Annotated in this window: 9 protein-coding genes; all 9 read right to left on the minus strand. The window is 61.0% G+C overall.

What is annotated here, in order from left to right; genetic code table 11:
- Positions 1-196: 196 nt before the first annotated feature.
- On the minus strand, positions 197-3274 hold the full coding sequence (locus LJU32_19005; protein ID WKV87712.1) for an autotransporter domain-containing protein: 3078 nt from the start codon (positions 3272-3274) through the stop codon (positions 197-199).
- A 232-nt stretch (positions 3275-3506) separates the two neighbouring features.
- A complete protein-coding gene (locus LJU32_19010) occupies positions 3507-6458 on the minus strand; it encodes an autotransporter domain-containing protein (protein WKV87713.1) in 2952 nt (983 codons plus the stop codon).
- Positions 6459-6650: 192 nt separating this feature from the next.
- Complete coding sequence (locus tag LJU32_19015; GenBank protein ID WKV87714.1) at positions 6651-8021, minus strand: TolC family outer membrane protein; 1371 nt, start codon at positions 8019-8021, stop codon at positions 6651-6653.
- Between the two features lie 2 nt (positions 8022-8023).
- The gene (locus LJU32_19020; GenBank protein ID WKV87715.1) at positions 8024-9373 is read right to left on the minus strand and encodes an HlyD family type I secretion periplasmic adaptor subunit; all 1350 of its coding nucleotides are present in this window, start codon (positions 9371-9373) and stop codon (positions 8024-8026) included.
- A complete protein-coding gene (locus tag LJU32_19025) occupies positions 9370-11145 on the minus strand; it encodes a type I secretion system permease/ATPase (GenBank protein ID WKV87716.1) in 1776 nt (591 codons plus the stop codon). The genes LJU32_19020 and LJU32_19025 overlap by 4 nt, the downstream gene beginning before the upstream one ends.
- A 200-nt stretch (positions 11146-11345) precedes the next feature.
- Positions 11346-11774 carry a protease inhibitor Inh/omp19 family protein gene (locus LJU32_19030; protein WKV87717.1) on the minus strand — a complete coding sequence of 143 codons (429 nt, stop codon included), beginning with the start codon at positions 11772-11774 and terminating at the stop codon, positions 11346-11348.
- A gap of 91 nt (positions 11775-11865) precedes the next feature.
- Positions 11866-13311: a serralysin family metalloprotease gene (locus LJU32_19035; GenBank protein ID WKV87718.1), complete on the minus strand. Its 1446-nt coding sequence runs from the start codon at positions 13309-13311 to the stop codon at positions 11866-11868.
- Between the two features lie 460 nt (positions 13312-13771).
- On the minus strand, positions 13772-14857 hold the full coding sequence (locus tag LJU32_19040) for a polyamine ABC transporter substrate-binding protein (protein ID WKV87719.1): 1086 nt from the start codon (positions 14855-14857) through the stop codon (positions 13772-13774).
- A 54-nt stretch (positions 14858-14911) separates the two neighbouring features.
- Complete coding sequence (locus tag LJU32_19045; GenBank protein ID WKV87720.1) at positions 14912-15256, minus strand: cupin domain-containing protein; 345 nt, start codon at positions 15254-15256, stop codon at positions 14912-14914.
- Positions 15257-15263 lie beyond the last annotated feature (7 nt).

A 15263-nucleotide genomic window follows, 5' to 3' on the forward strand; every position in this document is an offset into this window, starting at 1 on the left:
TGTCAGACGGCACCATCTTGACTGACACTCCGCTTTCGCGAGCAAGCCCGCTCCCACATTTGGATCTCCTGCACAATTAAAATCTCCTGCCCATTTGGATCTCCTGCACAGTTGGATTTTTGTAATCGAACAATCCCATGTGCAGCGCTCCATTTTGTGAAAAACCGGCAGCCGGTGAAGCGCTGCCGGTTACGCCTCAGAACTGCCAGTCGAGGGTCAGACCGACGCCATGATCTTTCTCGTTCGAGCCGATCAGGCCGTTGTAGTCGAGGTTGACCCGCACGTCGCGATTGAGCGCCAGCCCGGCGCGCACGCCGACTACGGCAGCGTCACGATCCATCGACACGCTCTGCACGGTGAACGCGCTGTTGCCGTTGGCGAACGCCAGATGGCTGTCGGCATCGACGCTGCTCAGGTTGTGCTGCCAGCCGAGGCTCGCGCCCAGTTCCAGCTGATGCTTATCCGACACGGCGAAGCTGCGCTTGGCGCGCACGCCGAGGGTCGACAGCACCACGTCGCGATTGTCCTCGCCGCCCTTGAGCGCGGCAGCGTCACCCTTCTCGGTGAAGCTGTCGGTGTTGAGGTGCACGTAGGACAGATTGGCGAACGGCTCCAGGTTCATCGGTTGCAGGCCCAGATCGTAAGCGGCCTCGGTGAACAGTTGCGCGGTGGTCGCGTCACGTTTGGTTTTCTGTTTGCCGCTGACGTCGCCGAACTGCAGATCACGCTTCACATCGATGCGATGCCAGCTGTAGGCGCCGCCGACGGTCAGGCGCAACGCGTCGATCTCATGGCCCAGATATGCACCCAAGTGGTAGCTGTCGACCGACGCCGACGAATGCGTGCCGCTGCCCATGCTCAACGAGCTGTCGCTGTAACCGGTGACGAAACCGAGACGGGTGTCTTCAGCGATCAGCCCGTCGACACCGGCCAGCAGCCCGCCGATGGAGCTATTGGAATCGGCATTGTCGTGCCCGCCATCACTCTCGCCCCATGAGCCGAGGACCTTGACCCAAACGTTGCTGCGCTCATCAGTCGGCGCATCGGCATTGAACAGATCACGCTCACGCAGGCGTTCGCCGACGGCTTCGCGCAGGTAGCGGCTGTCGTTGATCAGCAGCGTGCCGATGGCCGGGTGAATCTCGCCGGACAACTGTTGAAAGGCCTGCTGCGCCGACGCGGCATTGGGCGACAGCAACAGGGTTTCGAACAGCGCATTGCCCGCGCCCAAACGCTCGGCGGCCGCACCAACGGCGCGCTGGTTCGGCGTCAGCCCGACGCTGGCGAACGATGCCTCATTGCGCCCGACTGCCAACTGAATGCCGCCCGCCGAATAATCCAGAGTGCCGCCGAGGAAAGCGTAATTCGGCAACACCTGGCCGAAGCGCCCTTCGATGCCTTCCGCCGCTTGCAGAATGTTGTAGCGAGTGCCGAGCAGACTTTGCACTTCGCCGGTGCTGAGCAAGGTCGGGCTGTTTTCCAGCGACAGGCTCACCGTGGCGCCATCGATGACCGCTTTGCCGCCCGCGACGATCTGATCGCTGCGGGTTGGCGACAGCTCTACGGCGTAGGTTGAGCCCGGCGCGAAGGTCACGTCACCTGCCACATTCAGGGTGCCGATCGAATTGCCCGGCGCCACCGTACCGCCGCTGTTCACCGCCAGCGCGCCGATGCGGCCGTTGCCGCCGAGGATACCGCCATTGTTGACGGTGACCGCCGATTGCAGCGATCCGTTGATGGCCAATCGGCCCTGATTGACCAGGGTCGGGCCGCTGTAAGTGTTGTTGCCGGTCAGCACCAAAGTGCCGATGCCTTGCTTGGTCAGACCGCCGTGGCCGCCGATGTCGTTGCGCCAAGTGTCGAGGCCGCAAGTGATATCGGTGCACACCCGTTCGGTCGGTTTGCCCTGATCGATGATCGCGCCGATGCCCGGCAGATCAGCAACGAACTGGCCGGAGCCGTAAGCACCCTGCACGCGGAATTCCTCGGGAATGTCCTGCTCGGTAACGAACATCGCCGGGCCGTCGATGGCTTTGCGCAGGTTGATCATGCCCCAGCCGTACAAGGCGTCGATGCCCGGCGCGCCGAGGTCGGTGGCGGTGGTACGCAATACGCTGGCGACCTGGTCGCCGCTCATGTACGGAAAACGCTCCATCAGCACGGCGATGGAACCGGCGACGTGCGGTGCCGCCATTGACGTGCCGTTGTAGTTGGCATAGCTGGTGGTCAGGTTGCCGGCGTTGGTGCCTTCGATGATCGAGCTGTAGATCTTGGTGCCCGGTGCCGAGACGCAGTAACTCGCCGTATAGCCGCAGCGCGAGGAGAACGTGCTGATCACGTACGGATTGGCACTGGCGGTGTCCGGGTTCTGCTGCAACGCGGCGACGGTGATCCAGTTCGGCGCGATGTCCGGAACGAAGTAGCCGAGGCCGGCGATGGCATCCGGATTGTTCAGGTTGTAATCGTTGCCGGCGGCAAAGATGGTGACGATGCCGCTGCGTGCGGCGGCAATCGCACCATCGTAGGCGCCGCCGGGTTTGGTGCCGAGCAAGGTGCGGATTTCGTTGAACTGCAACTGCGCGTCGTTGACGGTGAAGTGCGGATACGCCGGATCGCGACCACCCAGGTCGAAGCGGTCGGTGATGCCGATGCCCCAACTGTTGTTGATGATCCGCGCACCGCTGGCGATCAGCGCATCCCAACCGGCCTTGTACACCGCGCCGTCGTTGCCGCGCACGATGCCGTCTTCCGGCCCCGGGTCACCGTTGTCAGCGCTGATGATCTGCGCACCGAATGCGACGCCATGCATCACCCCGCCATCGCGACTGCCCGCCGCGATGCCGCCAACGTGGGTGCCGTGGGCGCCAAGCTTGCCGTTGGAGCCGACCGAGGGTGAACCGTCATACAGGAACGCATCACCGGCCTTCACCGGAATGTACGGGTCGGTGTATTCGCGGATACCGCTGGTGACCAGAGTCACGACTTTGTTGCTGCCGGAGAACTCCGGATGCGCGGCGTAGACCGGTTGATCGAAGATGCCCAGTTTCACGCCTTTGCCGGTGTAGCCGGCGGCATGGGCATAATCCGCACCGATCGCGCCCAAGCCCCAATCAGCCTTGAATTCACTGCTGCGCCAACTCGACGGATCGCCGTTGCGGCCGTTTTCCACGTACGGCGCTGCCTGCGCCAGCGCACTGGCACAGAGCATGGCGACTGTCAGGGTTTTCAGGGCAAAGCGGCCACCCGATTGCGCGGGGGTATTGTTGTTATCCATCCACGACCTTCCTTAGTGATGTTGCGAAAAATCCGGTTGCCTGTGCTGCCGTTGATCGTTCCCACGCTCTGCGTGGGAATGCCTCTAGGGACGCTCCGCGTTCCAATGGGACGCAGAGCGTCCCTGGCTGCATTCCTTTGCTGCGCGTGGGAACGATCAACACAGGTTTTGCGACTGCTGCGCAGTCGAGCGGGGATAAATCCCCTCGCCACAGTGGCTCAAACGAATGCAATCAGAACTGCCAGTTCAGTCTCAGGCCAACGCCATGCAGCTTCTCGCGGCTGGCCAGTTGGCCGTTGTAATCGAGGTTGACCCGCACGTCCTTGCTCAAGGCCAGACTGGCCTGCACGCCGACCAGTGCGGCATCGCGCACCAGCGCCGAGCTCTCCACGGAATACGGCGTACCACCGCTGGCAAAGCGCAAATGCTGTTCCGATTCGATATCGCTGAGGCTGTGCTGCCAGCCGAGACGGGCGCTGACGTCCAGCGCTTGCTGGCTGGAAAGGTTGAAGGTTTTGCTCGCCCGCACGCCCAAGGTGCTCAACACCGCATCACGCTGATCGCCAGAACTTTTCAGCGCAGCGGCATCGCCCTTCTCGGTAAAGCCTTCGGTGTCGAGATGCAGGTAAGTCAGGTTGGCGAACGGTTCGAGCACCAAAGGTTGCAGCTGCAAGCGATACGCCGCCTCGGCGAACACCTGCGTGGTGGTCGCATCGAGCTTGGCTTTCTGCTTGGCGCTGACCGCGTCGTATTGCAGATCACGCTTCACATCGCCACGATGCCAGCTGTACGCCACGCCGCTGCTCAAGCGCCAGGCGCCGATGTCGTGCCCGGCGTAAGCGCCGAGGTGATAGCTGTCGACTTTCGCCGAAGAATGCGTGCCCGAACCCATGCTCAAGGAGCTATCGCTGTAGCCGGTGACCAGACCGATGCGGGTCTGCTCGTCCAGCGCGCCGTCGACACCCGCCAGCAAACCGCCGATCGAGGTGTTGTAGCCGGCCGTGTCGTGGCCCGAATCGGTGCTGCCCCAGGCGCCGATAGCTTTGATCCAGCCGTTGCTGCGGGGCGCCGAGTCATCGTGCAGCCGCTCGCCGACCGCATCACGCAACTGGCGGCTGTCGTTGATCAGCATCGTCCCCAGCGCCGGATAAATCTCGCCGCTCAGTTGCTGGAAGGCTTGCTGGGCCGAGGCTTGAGTCGGTGCACGAAGCACGCTTTCGTAAACCGAATTGCCAGCGCCCAGACCTTCGACTGCCGCCGCCACCGAACGCTGGTTCGGCGTTTGCCCAACGCTGGCGAAGCTTGTGGCATTGCGCTGGATATTCAGCTGAATGCCGCTTGCGGCGTAGTCGAGGGCGCCGCCGATGAACAGGTAGTTCGGCACCACCGCAGCGAACTGCCCTTGCACGCCGCCGGCCGCTTGCAGGATGTTGTACTGGCGACCGAGCAGGCTTTGCGCTTCGGCGCTGCTGAGCAAGGTCGGGCTGTTTTCCAGCGCCAGACTGACGCTGGCGCCGCTGATGGTTGCCGTGCCGCCGGCAACGATGCGGTCACTGCTGGTGGGCGATAGCTCGACGGCGTAAGTCGAGCCTGGGGCGAGTGTCACATCGCCGGCGACGTTCAAGGTGCCGATGGAATTGCCCGGTGCGACCCGGCCGCCGCTGTTGGCGGTCAATGCGCCGATGCGTCCGGAGCCGCCGAGGGTGCCGCTGTCGTTGACGGTGACCGCTGAAGTCAGCGAACCGTTGACGGTCAGCAGACCGCCGTTGACGGTGGTCGGGCCGCGATAGGTGTTGTCGCCGCTGAGCAGCAACTGACCGGCGCCGGACTTGATCAGGCTGCCCTGATACACCCGGTTCGCCGCTGCCGCATCACGTAGCATGCCGACCGCGTAATCGGTCTGGTCCTGCTGACTGGCGCCGGCCGCAACGCCGTTCTGCCAGCCTTTGTCCTGCAGGGTTTGCTGCCAGGCGCTGTGCTCGGCGAGGTCTTCGTTTTGACGCTGGAGCAGTGCCTTGTCGGAGATGTCATTGCTCCAGACATCGCGCTGCCCTGCCCCCAGATTGGCATCGAACGCACCGAGCAATTGCCCCGGCCCGCGCATCGCCCGGTTGAGATTCGCTACGCCCCAGCCGACGCGCTCGTTCGGTGCGTCAGTGACCGAGCCGTCGAGCTGGGTGGCGGTGGTCAGCAAAACTTCGAGCGCCTGCTGGTTGTTCATGTACGGATAACGCTCCATCACCAGCGCCAGGGCGCCGGTTGCGTGCGGCGCCGCCATCGAGGTGCCGGACTTGATGCCGTAGCCGCCGCCGGGAATGGTGCTGTCGATCTTCGCGCCCGGCGTGGTGATGCACCAGTATTTGGCGATGCCGCACTGGTTGTACTTCTGCTGATTGCCCTGATCGAGCCCGGACACCGCCAGCCAGTGCTTTTCCAGATCCGGCTGAAAGTACGGCAGCGCCGAACGTACGCTGGCATTCGGGTATCCGCTGTTGCCGGCGCTGAAGACGTTGATCACACCACGCCGGGAAACGTCGGCAGCGGCGTCGAGCCAGGTGCCTTTGTTCCAGTGTTGCGCGTAGGCGGCGTGCAGGTCGGCCAAAGTGCGATAGCTGACATCCGGCGGCTGACTGCCCCAGCTGTTATTGATCGCCCGCACACCGGCGTCGGCGAGGCTGTCGTAGACCGCTTTGAAATAACGCGGATCAGGGCCGGGGCCGAAAAGGAAACTGTCGTTCTTGTTGGTGTTGCCGACGTAGATCTGCGCGTTGTACGCCACGCCGTGCATGCCGCTGCCATCACGGGCAGCGCCCATGGTCCCGACGACGTGGGTGCCGTGGGAATCGTTGTTCGGGTTGAGCGTGCCGTCGACGTTGAACACTGAGCCATCGACGTAGCTGCCGCTGGCGGAGACCGGGTGATAGCGATCGGCGGAGAATTCCGGGTGGGCGACATCGAAACCGGAATCCAGCGCGCCGATTTTCACGCCCTTGCCGGTGACGCCGGCGGCGTAGGCCTGGTCGGCCTGCATGCGTTCCAGGCCCCAGTCACGCAGGAACTCGGCGCTGCGCCAACTGGCAGGGTTGCCGGGCTGGCCGGGTTCCAGGTATTGCGCCTGAACCTGGTTTGCAGAAATTACAAGCAACAGGGTACCGACCGAAATCGGCTTGATGCGTACGTCCATGTTCATCACTCACGTTTTTGTTGTTTTGTTCAGGGCTGAATTGCGGTGTCGCCCCTTCCCCTCACCCCAGCCCTCTCCCCGAGGAGAGGAGCCAATTTGTGTTGATGTCACAACCTGCGTCCGGCTCGGTCGTTCAGGTCGATGCGGCTATCGCAGGCCACTCGGTCAGTCCCCTCTGCCTCTGGGAGAGAGTCAGGGTGAGGGCTGTTGCGCGACCACAAATGCTTCGTCCACCCGCGCCAGATCCTGCTCATTCAGCGTCCCGGCGTAGTAATGCAATTTGGTCCAGGCCATCAGGTAGTCGTAACGCGCCTGGGCCAGGTCGCGGCGGGTGGTGAACAGTTGCTGCTCGGCATTCAACGCGTCGAGGTTGGTCCGCTCGCCGCCCAGAATGCTTTGTCGGGTCGAGACCACCAGCGCCTCGGCCGACTTCAAGGCCTTCTGATAAGCGCGCAATTTGCTCACCCCGGACAGGCAGGCACTGAACTGTCGGCGCAGTTCGATCAAGGTTTCGCGGGTTTTGCCATCCAGTTCGTACTCAGCCTGTTCCATGGTGCGGCTGGCCTGGCGCGTCGAGGCCGACACGCCACCGCCGGCGTACAGCGGCACGCTGACTTCAAGGCCAATGGTGTTGGTTTCGTAGCGCTGGTTATAGGTGTTGCCGCTTTCGGACTCGTTGTCGCGCATCGAGGCGTAGGCACTGACTTTCGGCAGATGCCCGGCGCGGTTGCGCTCGACTTCGTAGCGCGCCACTTCTACGGCCTGACGTTGCGAAGCGAGGTTCGGGTTGTTGCTGATCGCCAGTTCATGCCAGGTGTCGAAGTTCGCCGGTTGCAGCGTGAAGGTCTGGAATTGCTGACCAAGCGGCGCCAGATCGCCGATATCCACCGCCGGCACGCCCACCAGCGCGCCAAGTTCGCGCAAGGCCGCATCCTGCTCGTTACGCGCTTCGATTTCCTCGGCAGTCGCCAGCTCATAGCGCGACTCGGCTTCGAGAATATCGGTGCGCGTGCCCTCGCCCTGCTTGAACATGTGTTCGTTCTGCTGGAACTGTTGCTCGTAAGCCTTCTTCTTCGCCTGGGCGATATCGATCTGGTCCTGGGCGAACAAGGCTTTGGTGTAGTTGTCCAGCACGCGCACCAACAGTTCCTGACTCTTGCCGCGAAAGGCTTCGTCGGCAAACAACGACTGCGCGACACCTTTGCGATACGCCGCATAAGCCTCGTAATCGAGCAGCGGTTGCTGCACCGTCAGCGCCGAGCCGTAACTGTTGTAGTTGCGCTCATCGGTGCGGTTGCGCGCGCGATCATCCAGAGACGTAGCCTTGGACGAGTTGCGGCCCTTGTTGTAGGTGTAGCCGATCCGAGGCAGCAACCCGGCGCGACCAATCACACGGTTTTCAAGGCCGGCATCACGCTCCTTGATCGCGCCAAGGAACACCGGATCGTTGCGCAACGCCTGTTCGTAAATCTCGAATGGCCCCATGGCCGCGACTGCCGAGTGACTCGCGAGCAGCATCATCGCGGCACCCAGCATTGAAAGCTTTTTCATACAGCCGAACATCCTTATTCCTCGGTCAACGCAGAACCGGCGCGATCGAGCAGCGGTTTGAACAGGTAGTTGAGGAGTGAACGCTCACCGGTGCGCACGAACATTTCCGCCGGCATGCCGGGCTTGATCACCAGGCCGTTGAGCTTTTCCATCGCCTGATCGCTGACGCTGCTGCGCAACACGTAATACGGCACGCCAGTTTTCTCATCGACCATCTGGTCAGCGGAGATCAGGCTGACTTCGCCGGGCACGCGCGGGGTTTTGCTCTGGTTGAACGCGGTAAACAGAATGTCCACGGGCAAATGCGTGCCGACCTTGTCGATCAGGTTGATCGGCAAGTGCCCTTCCACTTCCAGGGTGGTGCCTTGCGGAACGATCTCCAGCAGGGTTTCGCCCTGGCGCACCACGGCGCCTTCGGTGTGCACACCGAGATTGACCGCCACGCCATCGGCCGTGGCGAGGATCTCGCTGTGTTGCAGGTCGAAACCGGCGGAGGTCAGCTGTTCGGACAGCGTCACGCTTTTCAGCTGCGCATCGGCCAGTTGCGTGCGCACTTCCTTCTGGTATTCCTCGCCGTGCTGCTGCAACTTCAGGCGCGATTCAAGAATGCCCTGCTCCACACGGCCACTTTCACCGGTGTTTTCCGCCAGCTGCTGCTGCACTTGCGACAGTTGCCGCTGGTAGTCCATCAAGCGGTTGCGCGGGATGTAGCCGTTGTCGGCCAGCGGTTGCAGATTGCTCAATTGTTGCTGCAAGGAACTGGCCTGAGCATTGAGGTCGCTGCGGGCGCGGCGCATGCCGGCCAGTTGCGCAGTGGCGCCTTCGATGTTGGCGCGCAGTGCCGCTTGTTCCCGGGAGAACGCTTCGCGGCGGCTGCTGAACAATTGCCGCTGGCCCTCCAGCACCAGCGCCAGGCGCGGGTCCGGGTCGTTGCTCAGCTCGGCCGGAAAGGTTACTTGTTTGAGGTTGTCGCGCTCGGCCTGCCAGCGCGCGAGGCTGGCCCAGGCCATGCGGTATTGCGCCTGCAGCGATTGCACATCGGCGGCGACCTGAGTCTGATCGAGGCGGAACAGCGGCTGGCCCTGCTTCACGATCTCGCCTTCGCGCACCAGAATCCGGCTGACCACGCCGCTGCTCATCGACTGCACAGCCTTGCGTTTGCCCGACACCACCACCGTGCCTTGCACCGGAATGCCCTGATCCAGCGGCGCCAGTGCCGCCCAGGTGAAGAAACTGCCAGCGCCGACGATGGCCAGAATCCAGCCCATGCGCGCGAAGAATTTCGCATCGCGCTCCGGACGTTCGGTGAGGTAGGCGTGTTCCATGTTCGCTTCGTTTTGCGTGTTCATGCTGACGCTGCTCATACACCCGAATTCCTTGTCGAGGGCTGATACTGCCGGCTCATGCTGAGCCCGCCCGGTGCTTGTGCAGCTTTCTCGCGTTGCTGTTCCTGCTGGCAGGACAGTGCCTTGAGCACATCCTGACTCGGGCCGAACGCCTGCAAACGACCATCGTTGAGCACCAGCAATTTGTCGGCCTGAGCCAGTACCGAAGAACGATGCGTGACCAGAATCACCGTGGTGCCCTGGGCCTTGAGCTGGGCTATAGCGCTGGCCAGTGCCGCTTCGCCAACGGTGTCGAGGTTGGAATTGGGTTCATCGAGCACCACCAGACTTGGCGTGCCGTACAGCGCGCGGGCCAGGGCTACGCGTTGTTTCTGGCCACCAGACAAGCCGCTGCCGTCCTCGCCCAGTTTGGTGTCGTAGCCTTGTGGCAAGCGCAGGATCATTTCGTGGACGCCGGCCTGTTGCGCGGCGGTGACGACTTTCTGCGCGTCGGCTTCACTGAATCGCGCAATGTTCTCGGCAATGCTGCCGCTGAACAGCTCGATGTCTTGCGGCAAATAACCGATGTAAGGGCCGAGTTGATCACGGTTCCACCGATGAATATCGGCGCCGTCCAGTCGCACCGTGCCGCCCAGAACTGGCCACACGCCGACCAGCACCCGGGCCAGGGTCGATTTGCCGGAACCGGAGGCGCCAAGCACACCGAGCACTTCACCTGCGCCCAGAGTGAAATTGACCAGGTGCAACGTCGCCGCACGCTGCCCGGGCGGCCCGGCGCTGACTTGTTCGAAGGTGATCTGGCCTTTCGGTGCCGGCAGCGCCATCGCCTCATCGCTGGGTGGAAACGCCTGCAACAGCGCATCGAGACGACGGTAAGCCAGCTTCGCCCCGCTCCACTGCTTCCAAACGGCGATCAACTGGTCGATCGGGCTCAGCACCCGGCCCATCAGGATCGAACCGGCGATCATCATCCCCGCCGTCATGTCGCCCTTGATCACCAGCAACGCGCCCAGGCCCAGCACAAGGGATTGCAGGCACAGACGCAGGGTCTTGCTCAACGAACTGATCACCGCGCCGGTGTCGCTGGCCTGATTCTGCAAGCCGAGAAAGCGCGAATGCACGCCGAACCAGCGCTTGCGCAGCGCGCCGAGCATGCCCATCGCCTGAATGGTTTCGGCGTTGTGCAAGTGGCTGGTGGCCAACTGGCTGGACTGTTGGGAAAACCCGGCAGCCTCGCCCAGCGGCTTCTTGGTCATGTATTCGTTCAGGCACGCCAGCGCGATCAGCAGCAACGCGCCCGCCGTCGCCAGCACGCCGAGCCAGACGTTGAACAGGTAGATGACAAACAGATAGACCGGGAACCACGGTGCGTCGAAGAAGGCGAACAACGCCGGGCCGGTGACGAACTGGCGGATATGAGTCAGATCGCCCAGCGACTGCCCGGCATTGCCTTCGCCCTTGAACAGGTTGCGCTCGAACGCCGCCTGGTAGACGCGCAGATTGAAACGACGCTCCAACTGGCTGCCGATGCGAATAACGATAAAGCTGCGGATCACTTCCAGCAGGCCGATGAAAGCGAAGAACCCGACCACCATCAACGACAGCATTGCCAGGGTGGTTTCGTTCTGTGACGACAGCACCCGGTCATAGACTTGCAGCATGTAGATGGACGGCACCAGCATCAGCACATTGATCAGCGCGGTGAAACAACCGACGCTGATCAAGATGCTCTTATAGTCACCCAGTGCCTTTATTAACGGAGCGGTGGCTGGGGCCTTCGCCATCTTCATTGAATTTTCCTGAACAGTATTCATCGCCCCTGAGAGGCGAGACTTCAATTAATTAAGCGACCAATCCGGATTACACTTCCGCGGCGCCCATTTACACTTTCATAACAACTAGCGCTGATTAACGCAGTGCAGTTGACTTTATTTGCCTTTATAACCGTACGACTGATCGCTATAACCGTATGGGCATGTACAAGGGCAGATCAGTTGTCGGGCGCCGTACGTTCCAGCGTGACGATCAGCCCCGACTTCAAAGTCGCCAGATACAACCCATCACGTTGTCGGCTGAAAAACCCGATTCTTGAGCCTTCGTGACCGGTGATCGATAAGCCGTCCGGATCAGGAAACCAGCCGATCGGAACGTGTTCGAACCAAGCGCCCAGACACTCTGCTCCCTGACCAAGGGTCTTGTTGGCGAGCAGTTCGACGCTGCAACTGTTGGACGGCTTGTCCTGGAGCTTTTGTGCTTGTCGTTCATCGACCGTTGCGGACAGCGTTGCCTGCCACTGTCCAGCAAACACGGAAGGCTCTTCGAGTCTGAGGCTGCTTGCCATTGCTGTTGCTCCTGAAATCGTAACCAGCGCCACTGAAAGCCACGTCGATGCCGCGTAGGTAAAAGCTCTATTGAACATGGGAAAATTCGCTCCAACCCGTAGCGTTGCGTACAGCGCCTACCGTTGCAAGTAAAGAAAGCGACGCTTTGGGCGCCGCTTTCCTTTCACATCACGCCACGATGTCGCTGGCCGCTGCCTGGCCCACGGTGCTGACGATGAAGTCAGCCACGCCATGCCCGGAGAAATCCACCGACAACAGGCTGTTGCCGCCCGACGAGGTCAATACCGCATCGCCGGCGGAACCGGTGAAGCTGTTGACGAAGTGCAGGCCCGCGCCATTGGTGATGCCGGTCAGGTCGATTTTGTCCAGACCGCTGACAAAATCGAGGATCTGATCGATCGCACCTGGTTTGGAGTCCGAGCTTGCGGCAAACACAAAGGTGTCCGAACCGGTGCCGCCCCACAGCTTGTCGGCACCGCCAGCGCCGTAGAGGATGTCGTTGCCGGCACCGCCCTTCAGCTCGTTGGCCACGCTGTTGCCGATCAACAGATCGCTGCCCGAACCGCCAATCGCGTTCTCGATGATCGCGCCCTTGGCAATCGACACGTTGCCGACCAGGCCGCCCACGTCGGAGAACGAAGCATCGTTGAGGTTGATCTTCTGATTCTGGGTGAAACCGGAGAAGTCCAGGGTGTCCTTGCCGCCGGCATCCCACACCGAAAACACCACTTTGTCGCTCGACGACGAAGCGCTGAGGAAATCGCGACCGGCATTGGAATTGAACCCGTAGGTGGTATCACCTGTGCGGGTCGTGGTGTTGGCGCCGTAGAGCTTCTGGATCGCTGCGATATCGTCCATCAGCGGGCCGGACGAGTAGGCTTCGACGCCGCCCTTGCTGAAGTTCTGGTTGGTGTTGCTCTCGCTCCAGTAACTCATGACGCTGTAGCCACGGGTGTCCTGGCCGTAAGTCGCGTCATTGTAGGTCGGGTTGCCATTGCCGGCGTTGTAGTCGCCAGGGTGAGCAAGGCCCAGGGTGTGGCCGATTTCGTGGGTCAGGGTCTGACGCCCGTAGTTGTTCAGGTCCGGGTTTTTGTTTTGCGTGTAACCGCTATTGATCAGGTACCACGAAGTACCGTCATAGCCAGCGCCAGTGCCTGGCAGATAGGCGAACGCCGCAGCGCCGTCCTGGCCACCGCTGTAGTTACCGAAGGTCATATGGCCGTCGCCGCCCGAGGCTCTCTCGGTAAAGGTGACATTGGCCACGTCGGCCCAGGACTGCATGGCGAGCTTGGCCTGGGCTTGCTGCTGCGCGCTGAACTGACTGAACCCGCTGATTCCGTGCTTGTTCATCGTGCTGTTCGAAGCCGAGGTCAGGAACGTATAGGTCAGTTCGATCTTGCCGCTGCCGTCCTTGTCCTGGTAGGCAGCGCCGTCACGCAACAATTGCGTAGCCGCTTGGTCGACGGAGTACGAGGGTTTGCCATTGACCGTGAGGTTGCCGCCCCGATCGTATTGATGGCTGAAGCTATTGATCTGGTTGTACGCCGAGCTGAAGGCAGCCAGCTGGAAAGCCTGTTCGGCGGAATCAACAGCATTGGTTTTAACTTTCGACATAAACACACTTCCTTGTTTAGCAATGGAACAGTTTTTGTCCGACAGGACGATCTTGGCGAGATCGTCCTATCACTCGCCCAATGAAGGCGTAACGAACCTGACACAATTTGAAATCTGTCGTAAAGAGTTTTTTTGCGATCCAATTTGGTTGGCTGTGGAAACTGCCGTAAACAAAGCGCGCGGGAAGGAAAGATAGTTTTTTAGTTGCTGAGATAGCGGGAATCGTCTGACGATTTTCTATTTAAATATTAAATATCGGTAAGTTCGGATTTGTTGCGCAAGTCACACTTTCAGTCAGCGGTGCCAGTGCTTTGATATCAACTATTCTGATCCATCGAATAACGAATGTGGGAGCGAGCCTGCTCGCGAAGACGCCAAGCCACTCAACATAAGTGTCGAATGACAAACCGCTTCGCGAGCAGGCTCGCTCCCACAGGAGTCTTGTATATTGGCCTGAAACTCAGCTACCGGTGCGAATCTTGTTCCACACCCGCGTACGAATCCGGTCGATATTCAGCGGCATCGCTTCCAGCGCAAACAGCTTGCCCATCATTTCCGCGCTCGGGTAAACCTTGGTGTCGTTCTTGATCGCTGGATCGATAAGCGCGTCCGCCTGTTCGTTGCCATTGGCGTAATGCACGTAGTTGGTGATTCCCGCCATCACGTCCGGGCGCAACAGGTAGTTCATGAAGGCGTAGCCAGCCTTTTCGTCCGGTGCGTCAGCGGGCATGGCGACCATGTCGAACCAGATCGCCGCGCCTTCCTTGGGAATCGCATAACCGATTTCGACGCCGTTCTTCGCTTCCTTGGCGCGGTTCTCGGCCTGGAGGATGTCGCCGGAAAACCCGACCGCGACGCAGATGTCGCCATTGGCCAAATCACTGGTGTACTTGGAGGAATGGAAGTAGCTGACGTAGGGGCGCACTTTCATCAGCAGCGCTTCGGCTTTTTTGTAGTCTTCGGGATTCTTGCTGTGGTGCGGCAGGCCCAGGTAGTTAAGGGCCGCCGGGAGCAATTCCGGGCCGTTATCGAGGATCGCCACGCCGCATTTCTGCAGCTTTTCCATGTATTCGGGCTTGAAGATCAGGTCCCAGGAATCCACCGGTGCATTGTCGCCGAGCACCGCTTTGACCTTGGCAATGTTGTAGCCAATACCGGTGCTGCCCCACAGATACGGGAAGCCGTGCTCGTTGTTCGGGTCGTTGGTCTGCAAAGCCTTGAGCAGCGCCGGGTTGAGGTTCTTCCAGTTCGGCAACTGGCTCTTGTCCAGCTTCTTCAGCGCCCCGCCCTGAATCTGCCGCGCCATAAAGTGGTTCGACGGAAAAACCACGTCGTAACCGGATTTGCCGGTCATCAACTTGCCGTCGAGGGTTTCGTTGCTGTCGTAGACGTCGTAAGTGACGCCGATGCCCGTGTCTTTCTGGAAATCCTTCGTGGTGTCCGGGGCGATGTAGTCGGACCAGTTGTAGACCTTGACCGTCTCGGCTGCATGACTGACGGAAGCGGCCAGCAGCAGCGGCGCCAATGCGAGGGTTTTCTGGATCATGGGGCGATTCCTGTATGGGCTTTTTTGTTGGCAGGCAATCAAAGGATCGAACAATCAGAAAATCAGCACGTAGCTCTTGCGCACGGTTTCCCGGATATCCCAGATCCCGAGCGTGTTGGCTGGCAACATCAGTGCGTCGCCGCCTTGTATGTGCAGGGTTTCGCCGCCACCGTCGGGGGTGAACGTGCAACGCCCGGAAATGAAATGGCAGAACTCCTGCGCGGTGATCTGCCGCCGCCAGCGGCCGGGAGTACATTCCCAGACGCCGGTTTCAACGCCGTCGTCGCGCTCGACGCTGGTGGTCGAGGCAATTGCGACCGGCTCGCCCAGGGGCACGGCGACCGGATTGGATTCCTCGAGCTTGAGCGTGGCGGTGTTCTTGAACTGGGTGATGCTCATGGCGTGT

The organism is Pseudomonas sp. B21_DOA (assembly GCA_030544685.1).
GTDB classification, from domain to species: domain Bacteria; phylum Pseudomonadota; class Gammaproteobacteria; order Pseudomonadales; family Pseudomonadaceae; genus Aquipseudomonas; species Aquipseudomonas fluorescens_AO.

What these genes read in the sequence shown, in the direction of transcription:
- LJU32_19035 (WKV87718.1), bottom strand. Translation starts at nt 13,311, where the DNA reads ATGTCGAAAGTTAAAACCAATGCTGTTGATTCCGCCGAACAGGCTTTC.
- LJU32_19025 (WKV87716.1), bottom strand. Translation starts at nt 11,145, where the DNA reads ATGAAGATGGCGAAGGCCCCAGCCACCGCTCCGTTAATAAAGGCACTG.
- LJU32_19010 (WKV87713.1), bottom strand. Translation starts at nt 6,458, where the DNA reads ATGGACGTACGCATCAAGCCGATTTCGGTCGGTACCCTGTTGCTTGTA.
- LJU32_19040 (WKV87719.1), bottom strand. Translation starts at nt 14,857, where the DNA reads ATGATCCAGAAAACCCTCGCATTGGCGCCGCTGCTGCTGGCCGCTTCC.
- LJU32_19005 (WKV87712.1), bottom strand. Translation starts at nt 3,274, where the DNA reads ATGGATAACAACAATACCCCCGCGCAATCGGGTGGCCGCTTTGCCCTG.
- LJU32_19015 (WKV87714.1), bottom strand. Translation starts at nt 8,021, where the DNA reads ATGTTCGGCTGTATGAAAAAGCTTTCAATGCTGGGTGCCGCGATGATG.
- LJU32_19045 (WKV87720.1), bottom strand. Translation starts at nt 15,256, where the DNA reads ATGAGCATCACCCAGTTCAAGAACACCGCCACGCTCAAGCTCGAGGAA.
- LJU32_19030 (WKV87717.1), bottom strand. Translation starts at nt 11,774, where the DNA reads ATGTTCAATAGAGCTTTTACCTACGCGGCATCGACGTGGCTTTCAGTG.
- LJU32_19020 (WKV87715.1), bottom strand. Translation starts at nt 9,373, where the DNA reads ATGAGCAGCGTCAGCATGAACACGCAAAACGAAGCGAACATGGAACAC.